Annotated in this window: 25 protein-coding genes and 1 riboswitch; of the genes, 1 reads left to right on the forward strand and 24 read right to left on the reverse strand. The window is 46.3% G+C overall.

Features of this window, described 5'->3' with window-relative positions:
* Nucleotides 1-146: 146 nt before the first annotated feature.
* The 13 genes from MKY52_RS08850 to pth all read right to left on the reverse strand — a co-directional run bounded on the left by MKY52_RS08850 (nt 147) and on the right by pth (nt 12,708).
* On the reverse strand, nt 147-647 hold the full coding sequence (locus tag MKY52_RS08850) for a S1 domain-containing RNA-binding protein (RefSeq protein ID WP_036678766.1): 501 nt from the start codon (nt 645-647) through the stop codon (nt 147-149).
* 124 nt (nt 648-771) lie between these two features.
* Complete coding sequence (locus tag MKY52_RS08855; RefSeq protein WP_042183861.1) at nt 772-1,107, reverse strand: FtsB family cell division protein; 336 nt, start codon at nt 1,105-1,107, stop codon at nt 772-774.
* A gap of 23 nt (nt 1,108-1,130) precedes the next feature.
* Complete coding sequence (gene yabQ / locus MKY52_RS08860) at nt 1,131-1,694, reverse strand: spore cortex biosynthesis protein YabQ (protein ID WP_341050961.1); 564 nt, start codon at nt 1,692-1,694, stop codon at nt 1,131-1,133.
* On the reverse strand, nt 1,691-1,975 hold the full coding sequence (gene yabP, locus MKY52_RS08865; protein ID WP_042123140.1) for a sporulation protein YabP: 285 nt from the start codon (nt 1,973-1,975) through the stop codon (nt 1,691-1,693). The genes yabQ and yabP overlap by 4 nt, the downstream gene beginning before the upstream one ends.
* Before the next feature lie 137 nt (nt 1,976-2,112).
* Nucleotides 2,113-2,391, reverse strand: a complete 279-nt coding sequence (locus tag MKY52_RS08870) for an RNA-binding S4 domain-containing protein (protein ID WP_042183857.1) — start codon at nt 2,389-2,391, stop codon at nt 2,113-2,115.
* Nucleotides 2,391-2,663, reverse strand: coding sequence for an HU family DNA-binding protein (locus MKY52_RS08875; protein ID WP_036678778.1), 273 nt, complete (start codon nt 2,661-2,663; stop codon nt 2,391-2,393). Before MKY52_RS08875 ends, MKY52_RS08870 begins: the two co-directional genes overlap by 1 nt.
* 287 nt (nt 2,664-2,950) lie before the next feature.
* Nucleotides 2,951-4,450, reverse strand: a complete 1,500-nt coding sequence (gene mazG / locus MKY52_RS08880; protein WP_042183855.1) for a nucleoside triphosphate pyrophosphohydrolase — start codon at nt 4,448-4,450, stop codon at nt 2,951-2,953.
* A gap of 66 nt (nt 4,451-4,516) precedes the next feature.
* Complete coding sequence (locus MKY52_RS08885; RefSeq protein ID WP_341050964.1) at nt 4,517-6,199, reverse strand: putative polysaccharide biosynthesis protein; 1,683 nt, start codon at nt 6,197-6,199, stop codon at nt 4,517-4,519.
* Nucleotides 6,200-6,348: 149 nt separating this feature from the next.
* Complete coding sequence (gene spoVT, locus MKY52_RS08890) at nt 6,349-6,891, reverse strand: stage V sporulation protein T (RefSeq protein WP_042123132.1); 543 nt, start codon at nt 6,889-6,891, stop codon at nt 6,349-6,351.
* Nucleotides 6,892-7,146: 255 nt separating this feature from the next.
* Nucleotides 7,147-8,190 (reverse strand): peptidylprolyl isomerase, encoded by a 1,044-nt coding sequence (locus tag MKY52_RS08895; protein WP_341050966.1) that lies wholly within the window; start codon nt 8,188-8,190, stop codon nt 7,147-7,149.
* A complete protein-coding gene (gene mfd / locus MKY52_RS08900) occupies nt 8,177-11,701 on the reverse strand; it encodes a transcription-repair coupling factor (protein WP_341050969.1) in 3,525 nt (1,174 codons plus the stop codon). The genes MKY52_RS08895 and mfd overlap by 14 nt, the downstream gene beginning before the upstream one ends.
* 131 nt (nt 11,702-11,832) lie before the next feature.
* Complete coding sequence (locus MKY52_RS08905; protein ID WP_042123127.1) at nt 11,833-12,063, reverse strand: anti-sigma-F factor Fin family protein; 231 nt, start codon at nt 12,061-12,063, stop codon at nt 11,833-11,835.
* A gap of 84 nt (nt 12,064-12,147) precedes the next feature.
* Nucleotides 12,148-12,708 (reverse strand): aminoacyl-tRNA hydrolase, encoded by a 561-nt coding sequence (gene pth, locus MKY52_RS08910; protein ID WP_042183849.1) that lies wholly within the window; start codon nt 12,706-12,708, stop codon nt 12,148-12,150.
* Nucleotides 12,709-12,833: 125 nt separating this feature from the next.
* Between pth and MKY52_RS08915 the strand changes: the two genes are divergently transcribed.
* Nucleotides 12,834-13,034 carry a hypothetical protein gene (locus MKY52_RS08915; protein ID WP_042123126.1) on the forward strand — a complete coding sequence of 67 codons (201 nt, stop codon included), beginning with the start codon at nt 12,834-12,836 and terminating at the stop codon, nt 13,032-13,034.
* Nucleotides 13,035-13,173: 139 nt separating this feature from the next.
* Here MKY52_RS08915 and MKY52_RS08920 read toward each other — a convergent pair whose 3' ends face one another.
* From MKY52_RS08920 to MKY52_RS08970, 11 genes are all read right to left on the reverse strand, one after another.
* Complete coding sequence (locus MKY52_RS08920) at nt 13,174-14,127, reverse strand: ribose-phosphate diphosphokinase (protein ID WP_036678796.1); 954 nt, start codon at nt 14,125-14,127, stop codon at nt 13,174-13,176.
* A gap of 87 nt (nt 14,128-14,214) precedes the next feature.
* Complete coding sequence (gene glmU, locus MKY52_RS08925; protein WP_042183845.1) at nt 14,215-15,615, reverse strand: bifunctional UDP-N-acetylglucosamine diphosphorylase/glucosamine-1-phosphate N-acetyltransferase GlmU; 1,401 nt, start codon at nt 15,613-15,615, stop codon at nt 14,215-14,217.
* Nucleotides 15,616-15,887: 272 nt separating this feature from the next.
* The gene (gene spoVG, locus MKY52_RS08930; RefSeq protein WP_020425826.1) at nt 15,888-16,175 is read right to left on the reverse strand and encodes a septation regulator SpoVG; all 288 of its coding nucleotides are present in this window, start codon (nt 16,173-16,175) and stop codon (nt 15,888-15,890) included.
* A 210-nt stretch (nt 16,176-16,385) separates the two neighbouring features.
* Nucleotides 16,386-17,213: a pur operon repressor gene (gene purR / locus MKY52_RS08935; protein WP_042183840.1), complete on the reverse strand. Its 828-nt coding sequence runs from the start codon at nt 17,211-17,213 to the stop codon at nt 16,386-16,388.
* A 76-nt stretch (nt 17,214-17,289) separates the two neighbouring features.
* A complete protein-coding gene (ispE, locus tag MKY52_RS08940) occupies nt 17,290-18,144 on the reverse strand; it encodes a 4-(cytidine 5'-diphospho)-2-C-methyl-D-erythritol kinase (RefSeq protein ID WP_042183839.1) in 855 nt (284 codons plus the stop codon).
* Between the two features lie 140 nt (nt 18,145-18,284).
* Complete coding sequence (locus MKY52_RS08945; RefSeq protein ID WP_042183837.1) at nt 18,285-18,461, reverse strand: small, acid-soluble spore protein, alpha/beta type; 177 nt, start codon at nt 18,459-18,461, stop codon at nt 18,285-18,287.
* A gap of 182 nt (nt 18,462-18,643) precedes the next feature.
* Nucleotides 18,644-18,919 carry a biofilm formation stimulator Veg gene (gene veg, locus MKY52_RS08950; protein ID WP_019914493.1) on the reverse strand — a complete coding sequence of 92 codons (276 nt, stop codon included), beginning with the start codon at nt 18,917-18,919 and terminating at the stop codon, nt 18,644-18,646.
* A 411-nt stretch (nt 18,920-19,330) separates the two neighbouring features.
* Nucleotides 19,331-20,233 (reverse strand): sporulation peptidase YabG, encoded by a 903-nt coding sequence (gene yabG, locus MKY52_RS08955; RefSeq protein ID WP_042183835.1) that lies wholly within the window; start codon nt 20,231-20,233, stop codon nt 19,331-19,333.
* A 71-nt stretch (nt 20,234-20,304) separates the two neighbouring features.
* Nucleotides 20,305-21,189 carry a 16S rRNA (adenine(1518)-N(6)/adenine(1519)-N(6))-dimethyltransferase RsmA gene (rsmA, locus tag MKY52_RS08960; protein ID WP_042183833.1) on the reverse strand — a complete coding sequence of 295 codons (885 nt, stop codon included), beginning with the start codon at nt 21,187-21,189 and terminating at the stop codon, nt 20,305-20,307.
* Nucleotides 21,186-21,737, reverse strand: coding sequence for a ribonuclease M5 (rnmV, locus tag MKY52_RS08965; RefSeq protein ID WP_042183831.1), 552 nt, complete (start codon nt 21,735-21,737; stop codon nt 21,186-21,188). The genes rsmA and rnmV overlap by 4 nt, the downstream gene beginning before the upstream one ends.
* A gap of 176 nt (nt 21,738-21,913) precedes the next feature.
* Nucleotides 21,914-23,077, reverse strand: coding sequence for a 3D domain-containing protein (locus MKY52_RS08970; protein WP_076286881.1), 1,164 nt, complete (start codon nt 23,075-23,077; stop codon nt 21,914-21,916).
* A gap of 281 nt (nt 23,078-23,358) precedes the next feature.
* Nucleotides 23,359-23,588, reverse strand: a riboswitch (cyclic di-AMP (ydaO/yuaA leader).
* Nucleotides 23,589-23,631 lie beyond the last annotated feature (43 nt).

A 23,631-nucleotide genomic window follows, 5' to 3' on the forward strand; every position in this document is an offset into this window, starting at 1 on the left:
CGCGCTGACGCGGCGGTTATTCGTCAGCGATTGCCCTAGAGTTATGTGAGAATGACATGGATGCTGTCGGCAATTTTATATGACATGACAAAAAAACCGCAAGGGCGAAATGCCCCTGCGGTTATTTATGATGTACAGGTATTGGATTATACGCGTTTAGCTCCACGGCCTCCACGCTTTCCTTCTGTGTTCTTCTTAATCGAAGATATCCGTTCTTCGCTGTCTTTCAGGAATCGCGACATTTTATCCTCGAATGAAGGTTTACCGGCTGCAGGCTTAAATGGACGCCCACCCCGTTCACGATTGAATCCACCGCCGCCTCCACCACTGCCGCCGCCACCGCCGAAACGGTCTCCGCCGCTAGGACGTTCTGGTCTTGGAGCTCTAGGCGGACGTACTTCCGATGCTGGCTTGTCAACAGCCTGCTTAATGGAAAGTCCGATCTTGCCGTCCTTATCGACGTTGATCACCTTGACTGTTACTACATCACTAATCTTCAGATGATCGTTAACATCCTTGACATAATTATCGGCGATTTCCGAGATGTGAACGAGACCTGTGACACCTCCTGACAGATCCACAAATGCTCCGAAATGCGTGATGCCTGTCACTTTGCCTTCTAACTTGGTGCCCACTTCAATTGCCATAGAATAAAATGATCCTCCCTTAAAAATATACAGACGAATATTAAGGTCATCCTGTCTGCGGTGATTTGATTATACAGTAAAGAGCAAAGCAAGGCAACAGAGTAAAAGCCTCTTTTCGCCGCTATTATTGCTCTGATTGCTCTGTTCGAATAGGAGTTTCCCCTTGAGGATAGATATTGTACCATTTACGTGCTAATTGGCCAATATACTCGTCATCATTAAGTCTGGATAATTCATATTTTAATTGAGTTAAAGATGCCATGACATCCTCACTAGTCTCCTGTTTCTTTGCAAGTTCCTCACCCTTGTCCGCAATGACCGCACTTTGAGCGAAGTAAGTATAACCCGCCCAACCAAAAAATACTGCCACAAAGACAATCCACATAAATCTTCTTCTCTTCGCGCCTGCGGCCGAATTTTTGCTATGATTACTTTTCTCTTCCGCAGTAAATCTGTTCATGCAACGTACCCCCTAATTCAAGGTCAGCGTTTCCGCCATTTGGTAATCCATTCAGTGATCTTCACAATCCAGGGGCTATGTGTCAGCCGCGATAACTGTGGAGAGATCCACCTAACAGGTAATACCCAAATTGGTTTGGTCAGACGCAGCAGAAGCTTAAAGATGAACCGCAGAATACGACCTAGTAGCTTTAGCAGCCCTAAAATAAATCGCCAAAGCCAGCGAAGAGGTGTACCTATCAGGATCTCCACAAGTCTCCACAGCAACCTGCACATATACTGAACCGATTGAATTAACCTTAACACAAAACGCCGCACCGTAACACTGAAGATTAAAAAATAGATCCATACTCCTAGAAACAAACCTAGAAAGACATAAAACCGCAATTGTCCTTGATTTCCGGCATACAGCATACGAAAAACGAGCAAGGCGGCCCAAAGCCAATACAGTAGATCTAGCATGGCATTCAGCCATTTGGGAAAATTGAACTTCAGCGACAGCACCCGGTAGCTGTCATAGGCCAGTCCCATTGCCAGCCCGGCCATGATCATGTAGAACAGCGTCACCCACTGGACTGCAGGATTCATTTAAATAGCTTACCGAGCAGACCTTTATTTTTGCCCTGCGATCCGGGATCGAGATAAATCAGGGAATGTACATTGCCCTCTAGGGACAACATTCCGTTCTCCAGACTTAAATTTTTGATATGTAAATGATTCCCGCGAATGGTGAGATGGCCGAGTTCTGTACGAAGCAAAAATTCCTCGCTGTCGAAGCTCTCCACATTTTGCACGCCCGTCAACTCCAGCTGCTTCCGACTGCGCATGTGCAGATCATGCTGTTTGTTTACCTTTCCTGGCTCGATCATAGCATGTACCCCTCCTTCTTACCTCTAATCTATGGCAGAGGCAGAAGTTATAGAACATCCCGTCCCACTAAAAATAATAGAAACAAAAAGAAGGCACAACTCTACAAAATGTAAAGTTATGCCTTCTTCTATTACTCTTACCAGTCCAGTCCGCTGCTTTTGGCAACAGGCTCTTCCCGAACTAGAGTATACATACCAGCGGCCTCGTCCTTGCGAGTCGTTTCGACCAGCTTTTCTACTTTGACCGTTACAAGCTTTTGTCCAAATTGTACAGTAATCTCGTCACCGATCTTAACTGCACTACTAGGTTTAGATTCCCGCCCGTTAATCAGTACCCGGCCTTGTTCGGACACATCCTTGGCCACTGTTCGGCGCTTAATTAAACGGGACACTTTCAGGAATTTGTCAAGACGCATTAGTTAACGGCTTCTTTAAGCTTGTTACCAGCTTTGAAAGCCGGTACAGTCGATTCTGGAATTTCAATCGTTGTGCCCGTTTGCGGGTTGCGACCAGTGCGTCCTGCACGTTTGCGAGTTTCAAAAGTTCCGAAACCGATCAGTTGGACTTTATCACCTTTTGCCAAAGCTTCTGTAATCTCACCCAAGAATCCGTTCAATACTGCTTCTACATCTTTTTTTGCCAATCCGTTTTTCTCGGAAATGTTGTTTACCAAATCTGTCTTGTTCATAATTTAAAGTTCCTCCTAGGATACGAAAAAATAAATGAAACGAGAATCACCACCATAATATGGGGCGAATCGCATTTCGTCTTTATGTTATTCTTGATGTCACCTTAAAATCCTGCCACGATTCGTCGTTTTTTTAAAAAAGAAGCAGTTATTTCTCAGAAATCGTCGCAGAATCTATTCTATAGCACTATTAAACTACTGGCCACATTCTAAATCAGAAAATAAAAGCTACATCCACAGCATTGCCCCATTTTTGAGTCCATATACCGTAAAGGGGCTGTGAATTACTAGACTTTTCGCTCCTCAGCCTTAGCCTCTTGCCACAGTTCTTCCATCTCTTCCAAACTACTATCCTTTACGCTCGTTCCCTTGCGCTGCAAGCTTTGCTCAATATATTGAAACCGGCGCACAAATTTGCGGTTAGTCCGGGTTAATGCCTCTTCCGGATCTGCACCGATAAAACGAGCGACATTCGTAACTGCAAACAACAAATCCCCAAGTTCCAGAATTTGATCATCTGTCGCCGCATCTGTGTCAATCGCCTCCTGCAGCTCATCGATCTCCTCACGAATCTTGGCTATGCAATCCGTAGCGTTGTCCCAGTCAAAGCCCACCTTGGATGCTTTTTTCTGAAGCTTGTATGCCTTCATAAGAGCAGGCAGGTCACGCGGAACACCACTAAGAACGGATAATTCCTCTGGCTTCACACCTTTACGCCGCTTCTCTTCTGCTTTCATGCCTTCCCAGTTCTTCAGCGCTTCTTCGGCATCATTCGCATTGGTATCCCCAAATACGTGAGGGTGACGGAAGATAAGCTTATCATTCAGCCCTTCAATGACGTCATACACGTTGAACGTACCAAGCTCCTCCTCCATTTGAGAGTGAAGCATAATTTGCAGCAAAAGGTCGCCCAGCTCCTCTTTCATATGATCGGGGTCATCCTCATCAATCGTTTCAAGGACTTCATAGGTTTCTTCGATTAAATTTTTGCGCAGGGATTCATGTGTCTGCTCCCGATCCCATGGACAACCTTCCGGGCTTCGAAGAATATCGACAATCTCATGCAGACGGGCAAAGGTACGATTTCTTAGATTCTCGTCACGATTCGCAGGTACATAAACTAACGACAGGTTGCCATAACCGTCGAGTCGATCCAGTTCGTACAGTGGGACTCTTACAATACTTTCTTCGTTCTCGACACCAAGTGCATGCCCCACAACAACTTCATATTCAGGCGGATACAGCTCCATCAAACATAATTTTGTCTCCGAGGCTGTAAAGCTATCGTACACCTGACCAATCAGAGTATGTAGTTCAGGCTGAAGCTGAGCACTGCGAATGCCTGAAGCATCTAGTAACTGAAACCCTTCAATGGGGTCAAACCCCAGTCGAACAAACGCCTCGTCGAGAAAGCTCTCCCCACCCAATATTTGCAGTTCAATGCCTTCCTCAGGACACCGCTCGCGCAGCTGCGAAACCGCTGATTCCGCAACCATAGGATGACCCGGAACCGCGTAAACAATATCTGTACCGTCTGCTGCTGCTTGAGCCTCTTCAATCAGTTTTGAAGTAATCGCTGCATACACCTCTGGAAACGAGGATAAAGATTCATACAATCCATCAAAGGACTGTGAAGTTATTTCAAGCTCGGAGAGGGCAGCCATGACTGGATGCTCTTTTGTGCGGACATAGACAACGGATGCTGCCTTCAGCTTCTTTATAATTCCTAGCGTCAATCGATCAGGGTTGCCTGAACCCAGACCGACGACCGTTAATGTTGCACTCATGTCTGTTCCTCCTCTTAAGCGGCTGTCTCAGCAGACCGCATTTTTAAATTGTGATGTAAACGTTGATTAAGGGAATAAGCGCAGCTTCTTCAGCTTGTCCGCCAGGGACGGGCCGAAGCCTGGAAGCTGGCGAAGCTCGCTCTCGCTAAGGAGCCGAAGGACTATAGCCCCTACGGCAAAGACAGCGCAGCCTGCGAGCACCCCGAGCAGGCTCTGCGCCAAGCTGGCAGTGCGCCCGCCGCAGATGCCAGCGGCCGTAGCCGCAGCGTCCACGCCCCAGCTGGTGGCTGCGGCGGCAAGAGCCAGGCCCGCTGTGAGCAGCGCGGGCCGTGCCAGGGCATCTGCGAGGCGAAGCCGCAGATGGCCCTGGCGGTAAAGCAGCAGCACGTTGAGCGCTGCTGCGAACGAATGCGCGGCCACGCCAGCGATGGCTGCGCCGGTAATGCCCTGCTGCGGAACCAGCAGCAGGTTCAGGGCCGCCTTGAGCAGCGCGGCGGCCAAAAGGTGCAGGGCCGGGGCGCGCACGTAGCCGAGGCCCTGCAGGAGTGCAGCCGAGATGATGCTGACCGTACCGCCAACAGCGGTTAAGGCCAGCCAAGTCATAGTGCTGCTGCCGGCGGTGTCGCCATAAAGAGCCATATTAATCGGCTCAGCAAGCACTGCAAGGCCCGCTGACGCTGCTAGCCCTAGCAGCCAGAACCAACGCAGCGACAAGCTGCAACGGTTCTCGATCAGCTTCATGTCTCCCTTGTACTTCGCCTCTGCTAAGGCTGGTATGAACACGACAGACAAAGAAGTGGCAATCATCGTTACAATCTGCACTAGTGGCAAACCACGATTGTATATACCAAACTGTGTCATTGCCTCCACTTCGCTTCCTAGAGAGGATAGCAAGCGAGGTACAGTGAATACATCTACAAGACCGATAAGAGGCATTGCGAGCGCGCCAAGCATCACGGGAATTCCATAAGCCAGCAATGCCCCTGCTTTAACGCCCATAATCCGTTGATTCGAACGCCCCTCATTATCTGCATTGGGCAGTTTTAAACCCTGACTTTCGACAGAAGCGGCAGCATCTAAAGGGGCCCCTTGTCTTAACACCCGCCGATGACGTCGCAAAAATAGCAGCATGATCACAAGCCCCGCTGCCCCTCCCCCGGCTGATCCGAGCAATGCGCCAGCAGCAATGCTCTCAGCGCCTGCACCCAGTGAGGTCAGGTATAAGAGCAGTACAATCATTACCGTAACACGTACGGACTGCTCTACAATTTGTGACACAGCCGTCGGAACCATATTATGAAGACCCTGAAAGAAACCCCGAAGAGCTGACATGATTGGAACAACCGCAAGCCCCCACGCACTTGCCCGCAAAGCGGGCATCACATGCGAGTTGCCGACCCACCCAGCTATAATCGGTGCACCTGCATAGGTGATTGCTCCGATAACCAAACCGCTTATGGCTGTTATAACCGCAGATAACCGCAGAATCCGCCGACCCTCGTCATCCTGCCTTCCTGCAGAGGCTTCAGCGACAAATTTGGATATGGCCGCTGGCAGACCCAGCATCGCTACCGTCAACAACATCGTGTATAAAGGATAAACCGTGTTGTATATACCAAATACCGCATCTCCGCCTAGATTTTGCAGCGGGATTTTTTGGAGTGTACCTATAAGCTTTGAAATAATCGCTGCCGCACTTAGAATAAATGCCCCTTGCAGCAATCGTGATGTTTGTGAGTTAGATTTCATAAAGTACCTGCTTCTACAACTTTAATGGGATGAATTTCTATATTATAACGTATGTATACCCACAAGTAGAAACGGTTTTGTAAGAACGACAAAACCCCGTTTGCCCTTTGTATATCTTACCAAAAGGAAAGCGGGGTCTACATTACGGTCTATTGCTCCATTTGCTTGCCAAGGAATGCGGCGGCGGTTTCGGCCATTTTCACTTCCATTGACGACATTTTCGCTGAATCATCCTTACTTACCATCACTACACAACCAATAGGATCTCCACCGGAAATGATCGGTGAGGCTACATATGAGGACACCAAATCCGGATGATCTTTAGCGATTTCATAACTGCCTTCGTTGGTTTCCAGTACAGTCTTACGACTATCCATGACCTTCTCCAAAAGAATTCCTACTTGTTTTTCCAAATAGTCTTTCTTGGAGCCTCCAGCCAGTGCAATAAAGGTATCACGATCAGCAATCATCGTAATATGCCCAGTACCTTCGAACAAGGACTCCGCGTACTCTTTTGCAAAGTCACCAAGCTCGCCAATCGGGGAATATTTCTTGAGTATGACTTCACCGTCCCGATCGACGAAAATTTCCAGTGGGTCGCCTTCTCTAATCCGTAGAGTACGTCTAATTTCTTTGGGAATAACCACTCGTCCGAGATCATCAATACGCCGAACAATTCCAGTAGCTTTCATTTCACATGTGCCCCGCTTTCTTAAGAAGTATGGTCTTACTACTGTCCATTATGGGAAAGGATAATCCCAGTGATTTATCGTAATATCTGACCATAGTATTCATCTCTTCCCAGATCCTTATACATAAGCTGACATGTATTAATATCTGCATCAAGATAAAGGCCGTTCTGAAGATGTTTCTTCGAAATAAAAAGCCATCTTCACATTAAGTGAGGATGGCTTTTCTAAGGTAAGCTTGTCCATTTTTACCGATGTTTATTCAGCAGCTTTTGTAGCACTTGGGGATGCGCTTGGCGCTGTAGTGGCTTCTGTTCCGCTATTTTTTGTTCCGGATTCATCTGCGGCAGCAGAGCTCTTCGGCAGATTGATGCTCTCAATAATGCCTTCCAGATCTTTCTCCATGAACGCTTCTAGGTTCTTGGACACAATGGAGCTCTTAATGCCTTCTTTTTGTTCATCCGTTAACTGATCAAAGGTTTTGTCGGTACGGGACTCCACCTTGATGATGTGGTAACCATAAGAAGTCTCTACAGGATCACTAATGGTATTCAAAGGCAAGGTTTGAGCAGCCTTCTTAAACTCATCTACATACGTTCCTACAGCTTTATCTTTATATTCTCCGCCTGTTTCCTTAGAGGCTGTATCGTCAGTGTATTCCTTAGCGATTGCTGCAAAATCAGCTCCGCCGTCCAGCTTTGCCTTAACTTCCTTCGCGATTTTCAGTGCTTCTTCACTAGTGCGCTCTTTGTTGTTAGCATCGGTCAGACCGATTAGTACATGGCGCAAAGTCGCTACCGTAAAGTCACCTTTTGTAGCTTCAAATTCTTTGACAACCTGATCATCTGTCACTTTAAGCAGCATATCCTGATAAACCGTCAGCACACGCTCCATATAACTATGGATATCGCCCTCTGTAACGTCAGCGTCTTTAAGTGTTTTCTTATAAGTGTCGCCCAGAGTTTTCTTCAAGTCAGCGATTTGGCTATCAGCCTCTTTCTTCGCCTGCTTCTTCGCTTCATCCGTTGCTTTGGAAGCCAAATATTCAAAGCCCACTTCCTGCTTCAAAATAGACTCCTTAAACGCCTCAATCTCTAAATATTGCGCTTGCTGTGGGGAGAGGAATTTCATGATTTTTTGATCCATAGCAAATTCCTTCTCTGTGATTGTTCCACCTTTATAAGTCGCAACTGCCTTGCTATCATCAGCACTACTACCGCATGCTGCTAGCATAGAAAAGGAAACCGCTGCTACCAATGAAACGAGCAGTACTTTCCATGATTTTTTTTTATTTAACGACATTGTGTAGTTCTCCCTTCGATTTAAAAGACTGTTTAGCTTCCTTAAGAAACTGTTCAAGCAAGTCAAGCAGCTGTTTATCACTTAAGTCTTTCGACTTTACTCGGATACTGGCTTTAGCATCTCTATCGAATTGTACACGTCTTTCGAAGCTATTTCCAACTTTGGCGAGTTTCGCCGTATCCAGAGCACCAAGACTTCCCTCATAGAAATTCAGGGTAACATCATCACCACGTCTGATCATGGAATCAATGCCATACATTTTTCCATACACTTTCAGACGAGCTACAGTTACTAGATTAACAACTGCTTCAGGCAATTCTCCGAACCGATCCAAGAGCTCATCCTCAAGCTCAGAAGCATCATCGAAGGATGTTACTGCCGCAACTTTTTTGTAGATTTCAATTTTCTGAATACTGTCGTAAATATACTCGGATGGCAGATATGCGTCAATCGACAAATCAATGACGGTATTGCCCTCTTTAAGCGAGGTATCTTCCTCTCCAAGCACAGTAACCTTACGCTTGCGGATCTCCTCCGCCAGCATTTGTGAGTATAGATCAAATCCTACGGATGCAATAAAACCATGCTGTTCTGCACCAAGTAAGTTACCGGCACCACGAATAGATAAATCCCGCATCGCTATTTTGAAACCAGAACCCAGTTCCGTAAATTCCTTAATAGATTGCAGCCGCTTCTCTGCCACTTCAGTCAGAACCTTGTCCCGCTGGTAGGTAAAATAGGCGTACGCAATCCGGTTGGACCGGCCTACACGTCCACGTAATTGATAGAGCTGAGACAAACCCATCTTATCCGCATCATGCACAATAAGTGTATTTACGTTAGGAATATCTACACCCGTCTCAATAATACTTGTGCTGACCAGCACATCGTACTCTCCATCAAGAAAATCAAGGATCGTCTTCTCCAGCTCCGCTTCCGACATTTGGCCATGTCCGATGCCTACCCGAGCCTCAGGAACAAGCATAGAAATTTGAGCGGCCATTTCTTGAATGCCCTGCACACGATTATAGAGATAGTAGACTTGACCGCCACGAGCCAATTCACGCTCTACAGCTTCCCGCGTAAGCGTCTGACTATGCTCAACAACATAAGTCTGCACGGGGAAACGGTTCTCCGGCGGCGTCTCAATGACAGACAAATCACGCACTCCCAGCATCGACATATGCAATGTACGAGGAATTGGAGTTGCTGTCAGGGTAAGAACATCTACATTCGTTTTTAACTTCTTCAGCTTCTCTTTATGAGTCACGCCAAATCGCTGTTCCTCATCCACGATCAATAAACCTAAGTCCTTAAATACAAGGTCCTGAGACAATAAACGGTGGGTACCAATAACCACGTCAACCGTTCCTGCCCGAACACCTTTAATCGTCTCATTCTGCTCCTTACGGCTGCGGAAACGACTTAGGACTTGAATATTTAGCGGATAATTTGCGAAGCGTTCCCGGAAGGTCTCATAATGCTGCTGAGCTAGAATCGTTGTCGGTACCAGCACAGCCACCTGTTTACCTTCAATCGCTGATTTAAAGGCTGCTCGTATAGCTACTTCCGTCTTACCATATCCAACGTCTCCACAAAGGAGCCGATCCATTGGACGATTCTGTTCCATATCCTTCTTAATCTCTTCAATCGCTCGAAGCTGATCCCGAGTCTCCTCGTAAGGGAACATTTCTTCAAATTCACGCTGTTCCTGTGTGTCCTTCTCAAAACCATACCCTGCTGCACTTTGGCGTTCAGCGTACAGTTTGATTAGATCATCAGCAATATCCTGAACGGAAGAGCGGACCTTATTGGTCACCCGCGTCCATTCATTACCGCCTAATTTATATACTTTCGGCTCTTTATCTTCTGAACCGACATATTTCTGAATCAAGTCAATTTGCTCAATCGGAACCGAGAGCTTATCGCCACCCGCATATAAAATATGCATATAGTCGCGATGAATACCGCTGACCTCCAGCGTGCCGATCCCCATATACTTACCGATACCATGGTTCTGGTGAACAACATAATCACCAATTTTCAGCTCAGTATAACTCTTGATCCGTTCAGCATTATCTATCCCTTTGGAGATCTTCCGTGCCTTCCGCTGCTTCTGAGAGAACATCTCTCCTTCAGTGATAACGGCTAAATGAATAGAAGGCAGCTCAAAGCCTGAACCCAGGTTTCCTTGTACGATCGTTGGCTCATCAATGCCGTAGTCATAAAGGACTCTGCGCACACGTTCAATCCGTTCTTCACTGCTCGCAAGCATCATTACCTTTACACCAGACTTCTGCCAACGCTCCATTTCCGATTTAAGCACATTCATCTGACCATGGAAATCCTGCATCCCACGACTAATAAACCCAAGAATGTTCTGTGGTTGAATGTGTGGGACCTGGCGCAAAAAGATCGACATAAACAGGCTTTGGAACGGACGTTTGTACATCACAACATCTGTCTCGACAGAGAGATCCAGATCCGGCAATGTTTTGCCGTTTTGCATCAGATGGAGGTTCCATTCCGATTCATCTCTTTCGAGCTGTTTCGCCGTTTCAAGCAGTCTTGTCGGCTCATCGAGAATAAGGATCGTATCCTGGGCCATGTAATCAAATAAATGAGAGCGTTCAGGGTATAAAAGACTGATATATTTATAGATTTCAGGAAAATAGGTTCCTTCGCGCAGCATTTCTAGCTCGCGTCCAATTTCTTCTTTTAGACGCAACTTAGCCTGCCGATCCGCCATTTTCTCTAGCTGCCGTTCCAGCATAACAGATGCTTCAGCAGAAGCAGATTCCTGGCGAAACCTGCTCCCTATAATCTCTTTAGCCGGTGTAATCTTCACACTTCGTACTTTATCAATAGAACGCTGATCGACTGGATCAAAAGTTCTGATCGAATCAACCTCATCATCAAATAACTCAACACGATATGCCAAAGGAGAAGTCATTGGATAAAAATCAATAATTCCACCTCTTACGCTCAGTTCACCGCGATTCTCAACCCGCTCTACTCTTTCATAACCCATTTCGATCATGGACATCAAGAATTCATCCAGAGCAAGCGTTCCATCCTGAGAAACCGTAACCTGTGCCTCTGCCATAACCTCTGGTGCAGGGAGCAATCTGCGCACTCCCGAGTAGGGAACTACAACAATACCACGGAAGCCCTGGGCACATTTGGTCAGTACATCAATACGCTGGGCTAATGTCTCTGGACTTGAGACAGCCGCTTCCGCAGCCACAAGTTCATTAGCAGGATAGAGCAGTACTCGTTCCGGGGAAAGCGCTTCCTGTAAATCATCGGCCATTTTCTGAGCCGAAAACATATTATGAGTCACCACAAGCAAGGGACGAGCTGTCTCTTCATGCAGTGCTGCAAGCATGATCTGTCTAGCTGAACCTGTAAGCCCCGATATGAGCTGCTCTTTCATACCTGCAGCTACACCCTGGGTGATAGACTGGAAATCGGGATCCTTGGAAAAAGCTTCTATAATACCTTGTAACAACAGGCGCACCTCTCTTACTAAACAGGCTAACGGAAGCCAAAGCCACCGTCACCTATTATGATTGGAATCGAAAAGAAGCCTCAGCTGTAACGCCAAGGCTTGCGGATGACGATAGAGACAGGCGCTATCACCTACTGAAGCGGACTCGTCAGCAGGCTAAGCTCCGGATTATGCTCTAAAGCCTCCTTGCAATAGTCGCAAGTCACCTTTACCGTGATCTCACCTTCTGAATTATACGCTATTATATCTCTGCGCTCCGCAGGGGTCAAGGAATGAAGGCCCAACTGCATTTCTGTTACATCACTTCTATTAATGCTGCCTAGAGATGTCTTGCAGTGCCTACATACATAGTTTATTGCCATCTATATGCCTCCTGAAGGTACTATATACCTTCAGTATGTCCGGGGAGCATCATCTTTAGCCTCATAACCAACAGAGTTTACAGATCAACCATTGAATTTAGCCATCGTCTGTTCGAATGAATTCTGTAAGCTGAACTCCAGTGCATCACAAGTATTAAGGATCATCTGCTTCAGAGGATCGCCTTCCTTTTTAGGAAAAGAAGAGAGAACATAATCCACTATTGCAAAACCCGGTTCAGGGCGAGAAATACCCATGCGTACCCGATTAAAGCTTTGTGTACCTACATGCTGAATGATCGATTTAATTCCGTTATGCCCACCAGCACTACCTTGATAACGCAAGCGAATTTTTCCGATTTCGGTATCCAGATCATCGTAGACGACGATCATATCTTCTAGTTTAACTTTATAATAATCCATATAAGCGCGAACGGCCTCACCGGACAAATTCATAAAGGTCATCGGTTTAATCAATACGGTTTTGACTCCCCCGATAACCCCTTCACCGATCACGGATTTACATTTGCTTTGGTTGAAGGAAATCCCGTTCTGAGCCGCAAGCTCATCCAATGCCATAAAACCAACATTATGCCTTGTTTTCGCATATTGTGTTCCCGGATTTCCCAATCCGACAATCCATTTCATTATCGAACCTTTCCTTTCCATTCGGGCTCTCCGGCAAGAGAAGTCCGTTTTTGGTACAATAGATCTTATCTACATATCTCTGTGCAACCAGAGCGAAATTATACTCCGAAGACAGGTGATAACCTATGCTACATCAAAGTAGAATCTTAACACATCAGCGCGATTTTCAGTACCATATCCAATATGCTGTGCCTGTGGAAATATACAGAGGCGACGTGCACATTGACATTGGTGTATTGACAGCAGTGGACGAAGGATTCGTGGAGCTGCAAGGGACACTCTATAACCGCAGCATATTCACCTTCGTCTCCCGCGCCGGGTATTGAAGCCAGCGCTTCTACCTGCATCACGCCGATAAGGGTTACATCTCCGAGAACGGAGGTGTAACCCTTTTGTAAAATATAAGAATGTATAAGTTTCACGCTATACATTATCCTTATATTTCTCGCAATTCATTGATTATATTTATTCAATCTCAAACAATTTACTAATCGACAGCTCTTCATGAACGCGGATAATTGCCTCACCCATAAGTGGAGCCACGGACAACACTTTGAGTTTAGAAGTTGGGTTCGCGCTGCGAATTGGAATCGTATCTGTCACGATAATCTCTTTAATTGGAGAATTCTCCAGACGTTCATGTGCAGGACCAGACAATACTGGGTGTGTACAGCAAGCGTATACTTCCTTCACGCCGCCTTCCATCAAAGCATTAGCACCAAGTACAATGGTTCCAGCAGTATCGATAATATCATCGATCAGAATGGCTGTTTTACCTTCAATATTACCGATAATGTTCATGACCTCGCTGACATTCGGCTCTGGACGACGCTTGTCTATAATTGCAAGCGGAGCGTTCAGGAAATCAGCAAGCTTTCTTGCACGTACTACACCGCCGTGATCTGGCGATACGACAACTGGGTTCTCGATTTGTTTGGAACGGAAATACTGAGCCAGGATGGGAACTCCCAGCAAGTGATCTACTGGAATATCAAAGAATCCCTGAATCTGCATAGCATGGAGGTCCATCGTAATTACACGGTGGGCGCCGGCTTTTTCAATCAAATTTGCTACCAGCTTGGCCGTAATAGGGTCACGGGAACGAGCTTTCCGATCTTGACGAGCGTAACCATAGTAAGGGATAACCACATTGATGCTTTTTGCGGAGGCGCGTTTGAGTGCATCCACCATAACTAAAAGCTCCATTAGGTTGTCATTAACCGGGCCGCAGGTGGATTGTACAATATACACATGACAACCCCGAACGCTCTCTGACAGCTTGACCTGAATTTCTCCATCGCTAAAACTTGTAGTATGCGATTCACCCATCGGAATTCCGATGTAATCAGCGATTTGACTAGCAAGCTTTGGGTTGGAGTTACAGGTGAAAATCTTTAATTTGGAATCACAATAAGTCATAAAATTTAAACCCTCCGTGACGGAATTTAGCTTTCCAAAGGCGCCGGCGCGGAAATACAAGTCCGTCCGGCGCTTCTTAGCAACGCTTTACGATGGACTCGAGTGGTCTTTCTTCGCTTTTGCACGGGAACGGATCTTCTCTGCATATCCCGGTTTATTCTCCTGCCGCACTCTGGCAACAGCCAGATCGTTCTCTGAAACGGAACGCGTAATTGTCGAACCAGCTACAACAAAAGCCCCCTTGCCCACAGAAACCGGTGCAATAAGGTTAACGTTACTGCCGATAAAGGCATCGTCTTCAATTGTTGTCGTAAATTTATTATACCCGTCGTAGTTAACAGTAATCGCACCGCAACCGACGTTTACATTCTTACCCACAGATGCGTCGCCAATATAGCTAAGATGCGACACCTTAGAACCGTCACCAATCGTAGCATTCTTGATCTCGACGAAATCTCCAACCTTCACTTCTTCTCCAAGTATAGAACCTGGACGCAAATAGGCAAAAGGCCCAACGGTAGTCCGTGCGCCAACTTGTGCTTGATTCAATACGGACTGCTTAATCGTCGCGTCGTCCATGATCTGACAATCTTCGATTTCACTTGCCGGTCCGATCACACAGTTCTCACCGATTACAGTTTTACCCTTCAAGATGGTTCCTGGATAGATCGTTGTATCTGACCCAATGACTACATCTGCTCCGATATATGTGGAGGCAGGATCGATTATGGTTACGCCACCCAGCATATGTTTGCGGTTGATACGTTGACGCATAATACCTTCCGCATCAGATAAAGCTAAACGGTCATTAACACCAATAGACTCGTTAGCATCCTCAGTCTGGAATGCTAGAACAAGATCACCTTGCTCACGCAGAATACTGATAACATCTGTCAAATAATATTCCTGTTGATTATTGCTGTTAGTAACCTTCTCTAAAGCCGAAAATAACTTGATGTTATCAAAGCAATAAATTCCTGTGTTGATTTCATGAATAGCTGCCTGTTCGGCATTACAATCTTTCTGTTCTACGATCTTCATTAAGCCGCCATCTTCACTACGTATAATCCGTCCTAATCCAGATGGATCATCCATTACTGCGGTTAATACAGTCGCTGCCGCCTGACGCTCCTCATGCAGAGCCATCAATCCTATCAGCGTCTCCGATGTAATAAGCGGAGTGTCACCATAAGCAACAATCGTCGTTCCTTCTTCACCACCGAGCAAATCCTTAGCTTGTTTGACAGCGTGACCAGTACCGAGCTGAGTTTCCTGCAGCACGTATTCCGCACTTTGCCCTACATAGGCCTTAACCTTCTCTGCGCCATGCCCAACAACAACAACGGTGCGCTGGCATCCGGTCGCTTCTACTGTATCAAGCACGTGCCCTACCATTGGCTTACCGCAAACGGGGTGCAGCACCTTATATAATTTAGATTTCATTCGCTTGCCTTGACCTGCGGCAAGAACTACAGCCATTCTTTTCAAGAATGCCAACCTCCTACTCTTGAACTCACTACTGAATATATCTCATTCCGGGCAAAAAGAAAAGAGAACCATGAAGTCATGGTTCTCTTTTCTATAAACCCCATGTTAGAAAAGCATTTATCGCTGCCTTTCGAAGATGTCGTCAAATCCTTCACTAGCGCTAGCTTTTCTTGCAAGATCAAGCTGCTTAAGTCATGAAGTATATTCGGTATGATCTTATCAAAAACGGCGGATCCTACGCCACCCAAAAGGTAGCCGTCTTCCGAGGCAGCCTAAGCTCCCTCTTCAATAACTTCTTCTTCTTCAGTAGCGGCGCGATCGTACTCGGCCAGAACCGCTGATTGAATCTTCTCGCGTGTTCCCGAAGAGATCGGGTGAGCGATATCGCGGAATTCGCCATCCGGTGTACGCTTGCTGGGCATTGCAACAAACATCCCGTTATTACCATCGATGACGCGAATGTCATGAACAACAAACTCGTTATCGATTGTAATGGATGCGATTGCTTTCATTCTCCCCTCAGAGTTAACGCGGCGGAGTCTGACATCCGTAATTTGCATGTGTGTGTTCACCACCTTTTTCCATCAGAGACTTGGTGTATAATTCCACACAGCAAAGCGAATTCCTTCTTTTTGATTCCATAAAATACCTAAAAAAGAAATATATTTTTTAGGATCTGTTGTTTTCGACACGCATCGGGTGATTTTCTTAATATCCCTTACGTTTTCGACAATTTCCACGCTTTTTGAAAACAAAGAAACGCCAATCTATCAAGAGGAAAAGTAGTTACCCGGATGCGCGGAAATCCGCCGCTCTTTCGAGTCTACCTCGCTTAGTTTCACTAAAGAAACATAGTCATGCAACAAACGCTCTTCCGTCTCTACTGCGCCTGATTCGACCAACACACCCACTCCAGCAACTTCGGCATTGAACTCACCGAGTAAATCAACCATCCCTCGAACGGTTCCGCCTGCCTTCATGAAGTCATCTACAATGAGTACCCGTGATTTCTCCTTGAGTGCTCGTCTAGAAAGAGACATGGTGTGTATGCTCTTATGTGATCCAGATACATAATTAATGCTTACTGCTGAGCCTTCTGTAACCTGATGATCACGTCGTACCAGCACTACTGGCAAGCCGAGCTGTGCTGCCGTTGCATAGGCTAGCGGAATCCCTTTAGTTTCTACTGTCATCACCACATCGATTTCCGATCCATAAAAGGCCGTTGCGATGATTTTCCCTGCTTGCTCCATCAAAGATGGCAGTCCAAGCAGGTCCGACATATACAAATAACCACCAGGCAATATCCGATCTGTCTGTTCCAGCTGCACACATAAACGTTTAACAAAAGAGAGCGCCATTTCTTTAGGCATCACAGGAATATAACGTACTCCACCTGCTGCACCGGCTAAGGTCTGAAGCTCTCCAATGCCCTCACCTTCAAATACTTCTTTTATGATCGCCAAATCTTCACTGATGGAGGACTTAGCCGCTCCATACCGATCGGCAAATATAGACAGCGGCAGTAGGTCATGTGGCCGCTCAAGTAAAAACTGAGTCATGTCTACCAAACGTTGGCTTCTTTTTAATTTCTTCACGGAATGCTCCTCGCCAAAACCGAATATTTTATGAAAAATATATCACTTTTGTACGGGTTTACACAAGAGAAGCATACTAATTGAGTGATCTCACTGCATAGACTTCCTTGCAGAACCCTCGCAGTCCATTATAAATTCTTGCTACTTTAGACTGCTTGGACACTAAACCGAACACTGTAGGACCGCTGCCGGACATTAACACTCCGTCTGCTCCGAGCTTAACCATCGCCTCTTTGAGCTGCTGGACCTCTGGATGCAGCTTTAGGGTAACATCCTCAAGCACATTGCCCAGATGATTACACACGCCCCCAAAATCTCCAGCTTCGATCGCGTCCTGCATCTTTCGAGCCGAAGGATGAACAGCTATATTATTGCTCCGCACACGTCCGTATACTTCCGCAGTCGATACATTGATAGGTGGCTTAGCCAATACTACCCAGCATTGCGGAGGGTTCTTAATCGGCGTCAGCTTCTCGCCACGACCTGTTGCCAAGGCAGTGCCACCTGTAACGCAGAAAGGCACATCTGAGCCAAGCTCAGCGCCAAGCTCCTGCAGCTCCTGCGCAGGTATACCTAGGCGCCACAGTCGGTTCAGACCACGTAGGGTAGCCGCTGCATCACTGCTGCCGCCAGCCAGGCCAGCTGCCACCGGTATTCTTTTATCCAGATGGATATGTACACCACTCTTCACGTTATAACGCTCTTTAATAAGCCTAGCCGCCTGAAAGGCCAGGTTCTTCTCATCTAGAGGAATATAACCCGCTTGACTTGATATTATAATAGTATCCCTTGGCAGCTCAGACAGCTCTAAGCGGTCTGCTAGATCCACCATGGTCATAATCATTTCCACCTCATGAAAACCGTCAGCACGCTTGTGCAGCACATCCAGCATCAAATTAATTTTCGCTGGTGCCTTTTCATACATTTTCAAGGCGTTCACCCACCTTCAGCTTTTCCCGTAAAAACAACTTAACATATTATATGAAAAACTTCTAATGAAGTCCAATAATAAAAGGGTGTCGCCAGTTCGACGCACCCTTTTTCGTTAAATAATTGTTCACACGCTAAAGATTAAGATTTCCGGGCAGCCTCTTCAGCGAGCTGAATCGCTCTTTTTACCATATTACCTGCATCCTTCGCCCGTATTCCTCCCCAGCCTTCACGTTCCACAGTTTCGTAAAAACCAAGCTCCTTGGCTAACTCTGTCTTTAGTTCTTCCGACATCATGCCTCGTTTTCTGCGGCTCATTACGGAATTCCTCCCTTATGAAAGAAAATGATAAACCGATTGCTCAATTAGTATGCTTGCTTAGAACAAGGATCATTCACCGAATATTAACCGCCAAAAAAAAGAAACAGTCGTCCTTTATGAAGGAGAACCGTTTCTGATAAAATAAAAAACAGCCTCCAAAGGAAGCTGCCCGTGAAACATTAAGCTTTAATATACATAATCCGCATCTGCCCATCGTCTTCACATACTGTGATTTCCACAGATTCAGTAAGGATATCGGCATAGCTATAGGAGACTCGCTTGAATGTTTGCTGCTCCTGATCCAGTTTGACAATAAATACAGAAGGGTACGTTTCTTCCAGGACACCGGTGCGTTCTACGGTTTTACGACGACCTCCGTTTGCACGCAACGTGATCTTATGACCGACGTGAGCTTCGAGACTGCGTTTGATTTCCAACAGCGCGTTATTAGCCATTGCCTGACGACCACCTCTTTTCTTGTCCATTATACAACTTCCCCAGGTGTTTGTCAAAGCAAATAAATAATTATAGATGATGAATATTTGGTTGTCAACGGAATTTTTTTGCGGAGAATCAGAGGCGAACTAATAGCCTTGTTATCTGTAATAGGTTTACCACAAAGCAAGAAAAATAACATTGTCGATCTTTAAAGATAACTACCATTTCACACAAGCATAATTGCCTTTGGCGTCCCTATAAGGACGGTTAGCGTTTATGCGGGAAATATAAGGATAATGTATAGCGTGAAACTTATACTTTCTTATATAAAAAAAGGGTTAAGCTCATCGCTCACCCTTTCTTCGCGTTACTCTATTCGGCCACTCCAAATTACCTATTAGCTTTGAAAATAGACCAGTACCTGTCGATTAAATTGCGGAAGGTGTCACTTTTAGTGCTGACAGATTCTGCAGACGCGGCATCCCAATACGGAAGCTGCCACGGGTCTCAATACCGCCTATTCCCTGATTACCACTAATGGTGTTGTTCAAAACCTCACTCAGATTCACCGTATCCCTAATGGGCGTGAACGACGATTTTGCCGCTACATAAACTGGGTCTAAGGCATGGATCAATATCCGTCCAGGAGAACTGGCGAAGTTCGCCCCTGCCCCCAGCAGTGCCTCAAAATGTGACTGACAAGCACCTGCAACAATCGTCAACGCATCAAAATTTCGCTCATAATCCCTAGCTACCCTAATAGCAGCTACGAAGTTTTGCGAATTTTTATAGCTGCTCAGACTGTGAAGATCGTAAGTATGCTGTTGCTTCAGCACCCCGTCATGACCGGTAATCACCACAATATCTGGACGCACGCGGGGCAGCAGCCGGTATAAAGTGTCAGCCATTGCGGACTCATGAACATGATGACCTTCAGCAGGGATCCGCAATTGCTCGTATAAGCTAAGGCTCTTATTCAAATACGCTGGATCGCCATCCAGATGCAGTACTTTCCCCGGTACTTCAAAATAAGCAGCTTCCTTGGGCGATGGAGCCCATGCTCCTTCTGATAGAGCGCTCCCGCTCCGCTGACTTTGCTCCTGTCGGTCTTTCCGCAGCTGTGTCAGTGATTCATTCGCTTTAATCTGTGCCTGCTGTCCTCGTTCCGTAATTCGGGTAGGAGGCACTTGAACCAAGTCATTCAGAGGAGAATCCGCCAACAGACGGAAATCTGTGCCTTTAATGACGGCTCTGTCCTGCACAATATGATCTACACGAAAAGTCAAATCTCCGCCATAAGATTTACGAACGACCAAGTCTCCTAAATTCATTACAACCACCACCTCTACCCCATCGTATGGGCAAAGGCCTCAGTTGGTTCATAACTAGCTATGTTTTTAGCTTATTCAATTCCAGCAGCTAACAGAACACCGCTCAATCGGGCGTATTCTTCTAGACTTAACGTTTCTCCACGACGTGTTGGTTCAATACCAGCTTCTGCGAGTAAAGCCTCCAGACGCTCACGTCCCTCTTCAGGGAAGTAACGAGCTTTGAGATTGTTAGCAATCGTCTTGCGACGCTGTGTGAAAGAAGCTTGGACTACCTCAAAGAAGTGCTTCTCACTCTCAACTTCTACCGGTGGACGCTCTCTTACCTTTAGACGGATTACAGCGGACTCCACATTAGGTTGAGGAATGAACACCGTACGCGGCACAATGCAGACGAGCTCAGGCTCGCTGTAGTACTGCACGGCAATGCTAAGGCTCCCATATTCCTTTCCTCCCGGAGAAGCAGCCATACGCTCCGCAACCTCTTTCTGAATCATTACAACGATGTTATCAAGCGGAAGCTTCTCTTCGAGCAGCTTCATCAGAATCGGAGTAGTTACATAATACGGCAGATTGGCAACTACACTTACCTTGTTCACGGATGCAAAATCTTCTTTGAACAGCTCCTGCAGATTTACATTCAGAACATCATCATTACGAACCTTTACATGCGGATAAGGGGAAAGTACGTCCCTTAAAATAGGAATCAGCCTACGGTCGATCTCCACAGCAGTCACCGCACCGGCGGTTAGCGCCAAACGCTCCGTCAGGGCACCAATCCCAGGACCGATTTCCAATGCCCCTGATTCACTATCTAGCCCAGCAGCGTCAACAATCTTGTCCAATATATTTTGATCAATCAAAAAATTCTGTCCTAAGCTCTTCTTGAACTTGAATCCATAACGTTGAATAATTTCTTTCGTCCGTTTTGGAGTCGAAATTTCCTCTCTACCACTCATGAAGTAATGCCCCCCTGATCAATTTGGGCGAGAGCTCCGGCAAATTCCTCCCGCGTAATTCCAAACATCGCCAGCCGCTTGTACAGCTGCTTGCCATTACAATATCCGATTCCAAGCAAATTACCAAGTGCCATACGTCTTTCAGCTGCCCGAGGATGTACAAGCATTCCAGCGGCCATTAGATCATCAAGTCCAATTAAAGCAGGTGCACCTTCAAAAGAGGTATGTACATTCCGCAGCGCATGACGAATCGCCTCTGGAGAAGCGTTCTCCACACCAATATCTCCCTTGCGGGTTGCGTCCTTCTCCGGAATGAAGGCATGCTTACAGCCCGGAACCTTTGCGGACACAATCTTACGAATTCGTTCACCCGCGTGATCCGGGTCAGTAAGGATAATCACTCCTCTACGCTCCATAGCAAGCGCGATCTTCGCAATTACGGTCCGGTCTACAGCCGAGCCCCCTGTTTCGATCGTATCTGCTTCTACAGCGCGTTTAACAGCGACGGTATCACTCTTACCTTCAACGACAATTAATTCCTTAATCATATCTCTTGACTCCTTCCAAAAAAAGCAAAAAAGAAGAGGTTTCGCTCCTCTTCTTTTGGTTAAAGAATGTATAAGTGATGAGCGGTTGCTCTGCGATCAACGAAATGATCATCTGGCGTTCCTTAACGGTTATCATCACTATAGCTTATCAAAGAATAATTTGCAAAAGCTTCAGCCTAGTTTAACTCCGGCTTCACAGGTCCAATCACATAAACGGTACGCGATTTACGACCGAAATTACGGACATGGCTCAGTGAATCGTAATAGACATCTACTTTATTGCCTTTAATGGCACCGCCAGTATCTTCTGCTCGGCGGAATCCTAGCCCCTCGATATATACCCACCAGCCAATAGGGATTACATTCGGGTCTACCGCAATTGTACGACCTTCCGTTACGCGTGTTCCGGAGGCAGTTTTGGTACCAATACCTGGCTCTTCTGATGAATAAGCTGTCATGGAGACGTTCTTAATCATCTTCTTGTACTCAAAGTCTACGCCAGCCTTGCTAGTGACGTTATTAGTCTTGGCGCTAACCTTAGCCGTTTTTGAAGTGGTGTTTGATTTGGAAGTTGTTGTAGTCTTAGCTACAGCCGGCTTAGGAAGTGCTTTGGTACCAACGGCAATAATCTTATCTTTCGTTACCGTTTGTACTTCCTTACCAATCATGCGCATAGAGGCCAGTTCTCCGTCTTGGTAGATCTTTTCAATATGCTGAATCATGACGCCTGGTTTGCCTGCCTGTGCCACTCTAACTGTTCCCACAGTAAGGGAGGGGTCTGCTGTCTTGATGACTCTGAAGGGTAAGTTAGTTGATCGCTGTACAGTCTGTTTGTTGATGCGAACAATCTTAACCTCCATGTTTGCAGAAATGGTGGTGTCTAACGAAGGGAAAATCTTATCATGACCTTCTAGGGTAATGCCCATTTTCTCAATTGCTTTACCAATTGTGTCTTCGGTCGTATATAACGTTTTTGTTGCTCCATCCGCAGTAAGACTAATTTTCTGCGCACGATTGATAACGACACGGTCACCGTCTTTTATTTCATCACTCAGTCCTAAAGATAGTTCATCATGCGGCTGCAGCGAAATTTGCTCTTTCTCCAACACATCACCAAGAAGCGCTTCTCGCGTTTCAAGCGTCTGTGTTTGCCCGTCTATTACTAAAAATAATTGTTTGTTACTTTGACCGTGTACGTACAGCAGAATAAGTAGCGCGATAGCGACTGAAATCACGCCTGCAAGTAAAAGTACGCGAGTATTTACTTGCTCCCACCGTAATGCGAAAGACCTGCTGGATGACTGCGAATCATGGGATACTTCTGGTTGGAATACGCCCATTCTCTCCATCCTCCTTACATAGCCCCGTCGTCAATTGTATATCATGAGGACTGAATTCCTTTGACGAAACTATTTGAGATTGTCACAGGACACGCACGTAATAACTTAGCGTCTCCTGCTCATGGATCGCCTGCTCGGCACAGCTACTCCCACCCCTGTTATATAACAGTATGTGGGCAACATTCTATTTATTCAAAAATAAAAAAGCCTAAAAAGAGTTCAACTGAGGACTCTTTCGTGGCTTCTCCAATATCAGAATAGAGAATGCTTGTGCACGAGGTTGCCTCTCTTACTTGCGCTTACGGGGTTAGCTGTCGGGTTCGGACGAAAGAGAGACGCCCTATTTCAGGTCACCCGCTCATGGCGGTTGCCCTTAAATTCACCCCAAAGACCACGTAAAGAAATCAAATACTGTCCTACGGCACGTCTAAACCGTATTTAAAATACAGGCATGCGGCAGGTCAATATTGGTTCCCCCGTTCTCCATACGGAGACTCAGCGAGACGATCCATGAATCAATGGCTGTCACTATAACACAGCTCACATCACTGAAA

It is taken from the genome of Paenibacillus sp. FSL P4-0184, from assembly GCF_038004625.1.
In the GTDB taxonomy this organism is placed as follows: Bacteria; Bacillota; Bacilli; order Paenibacillales; family Paenibacillaceae; genus Paenibacillus_AQ.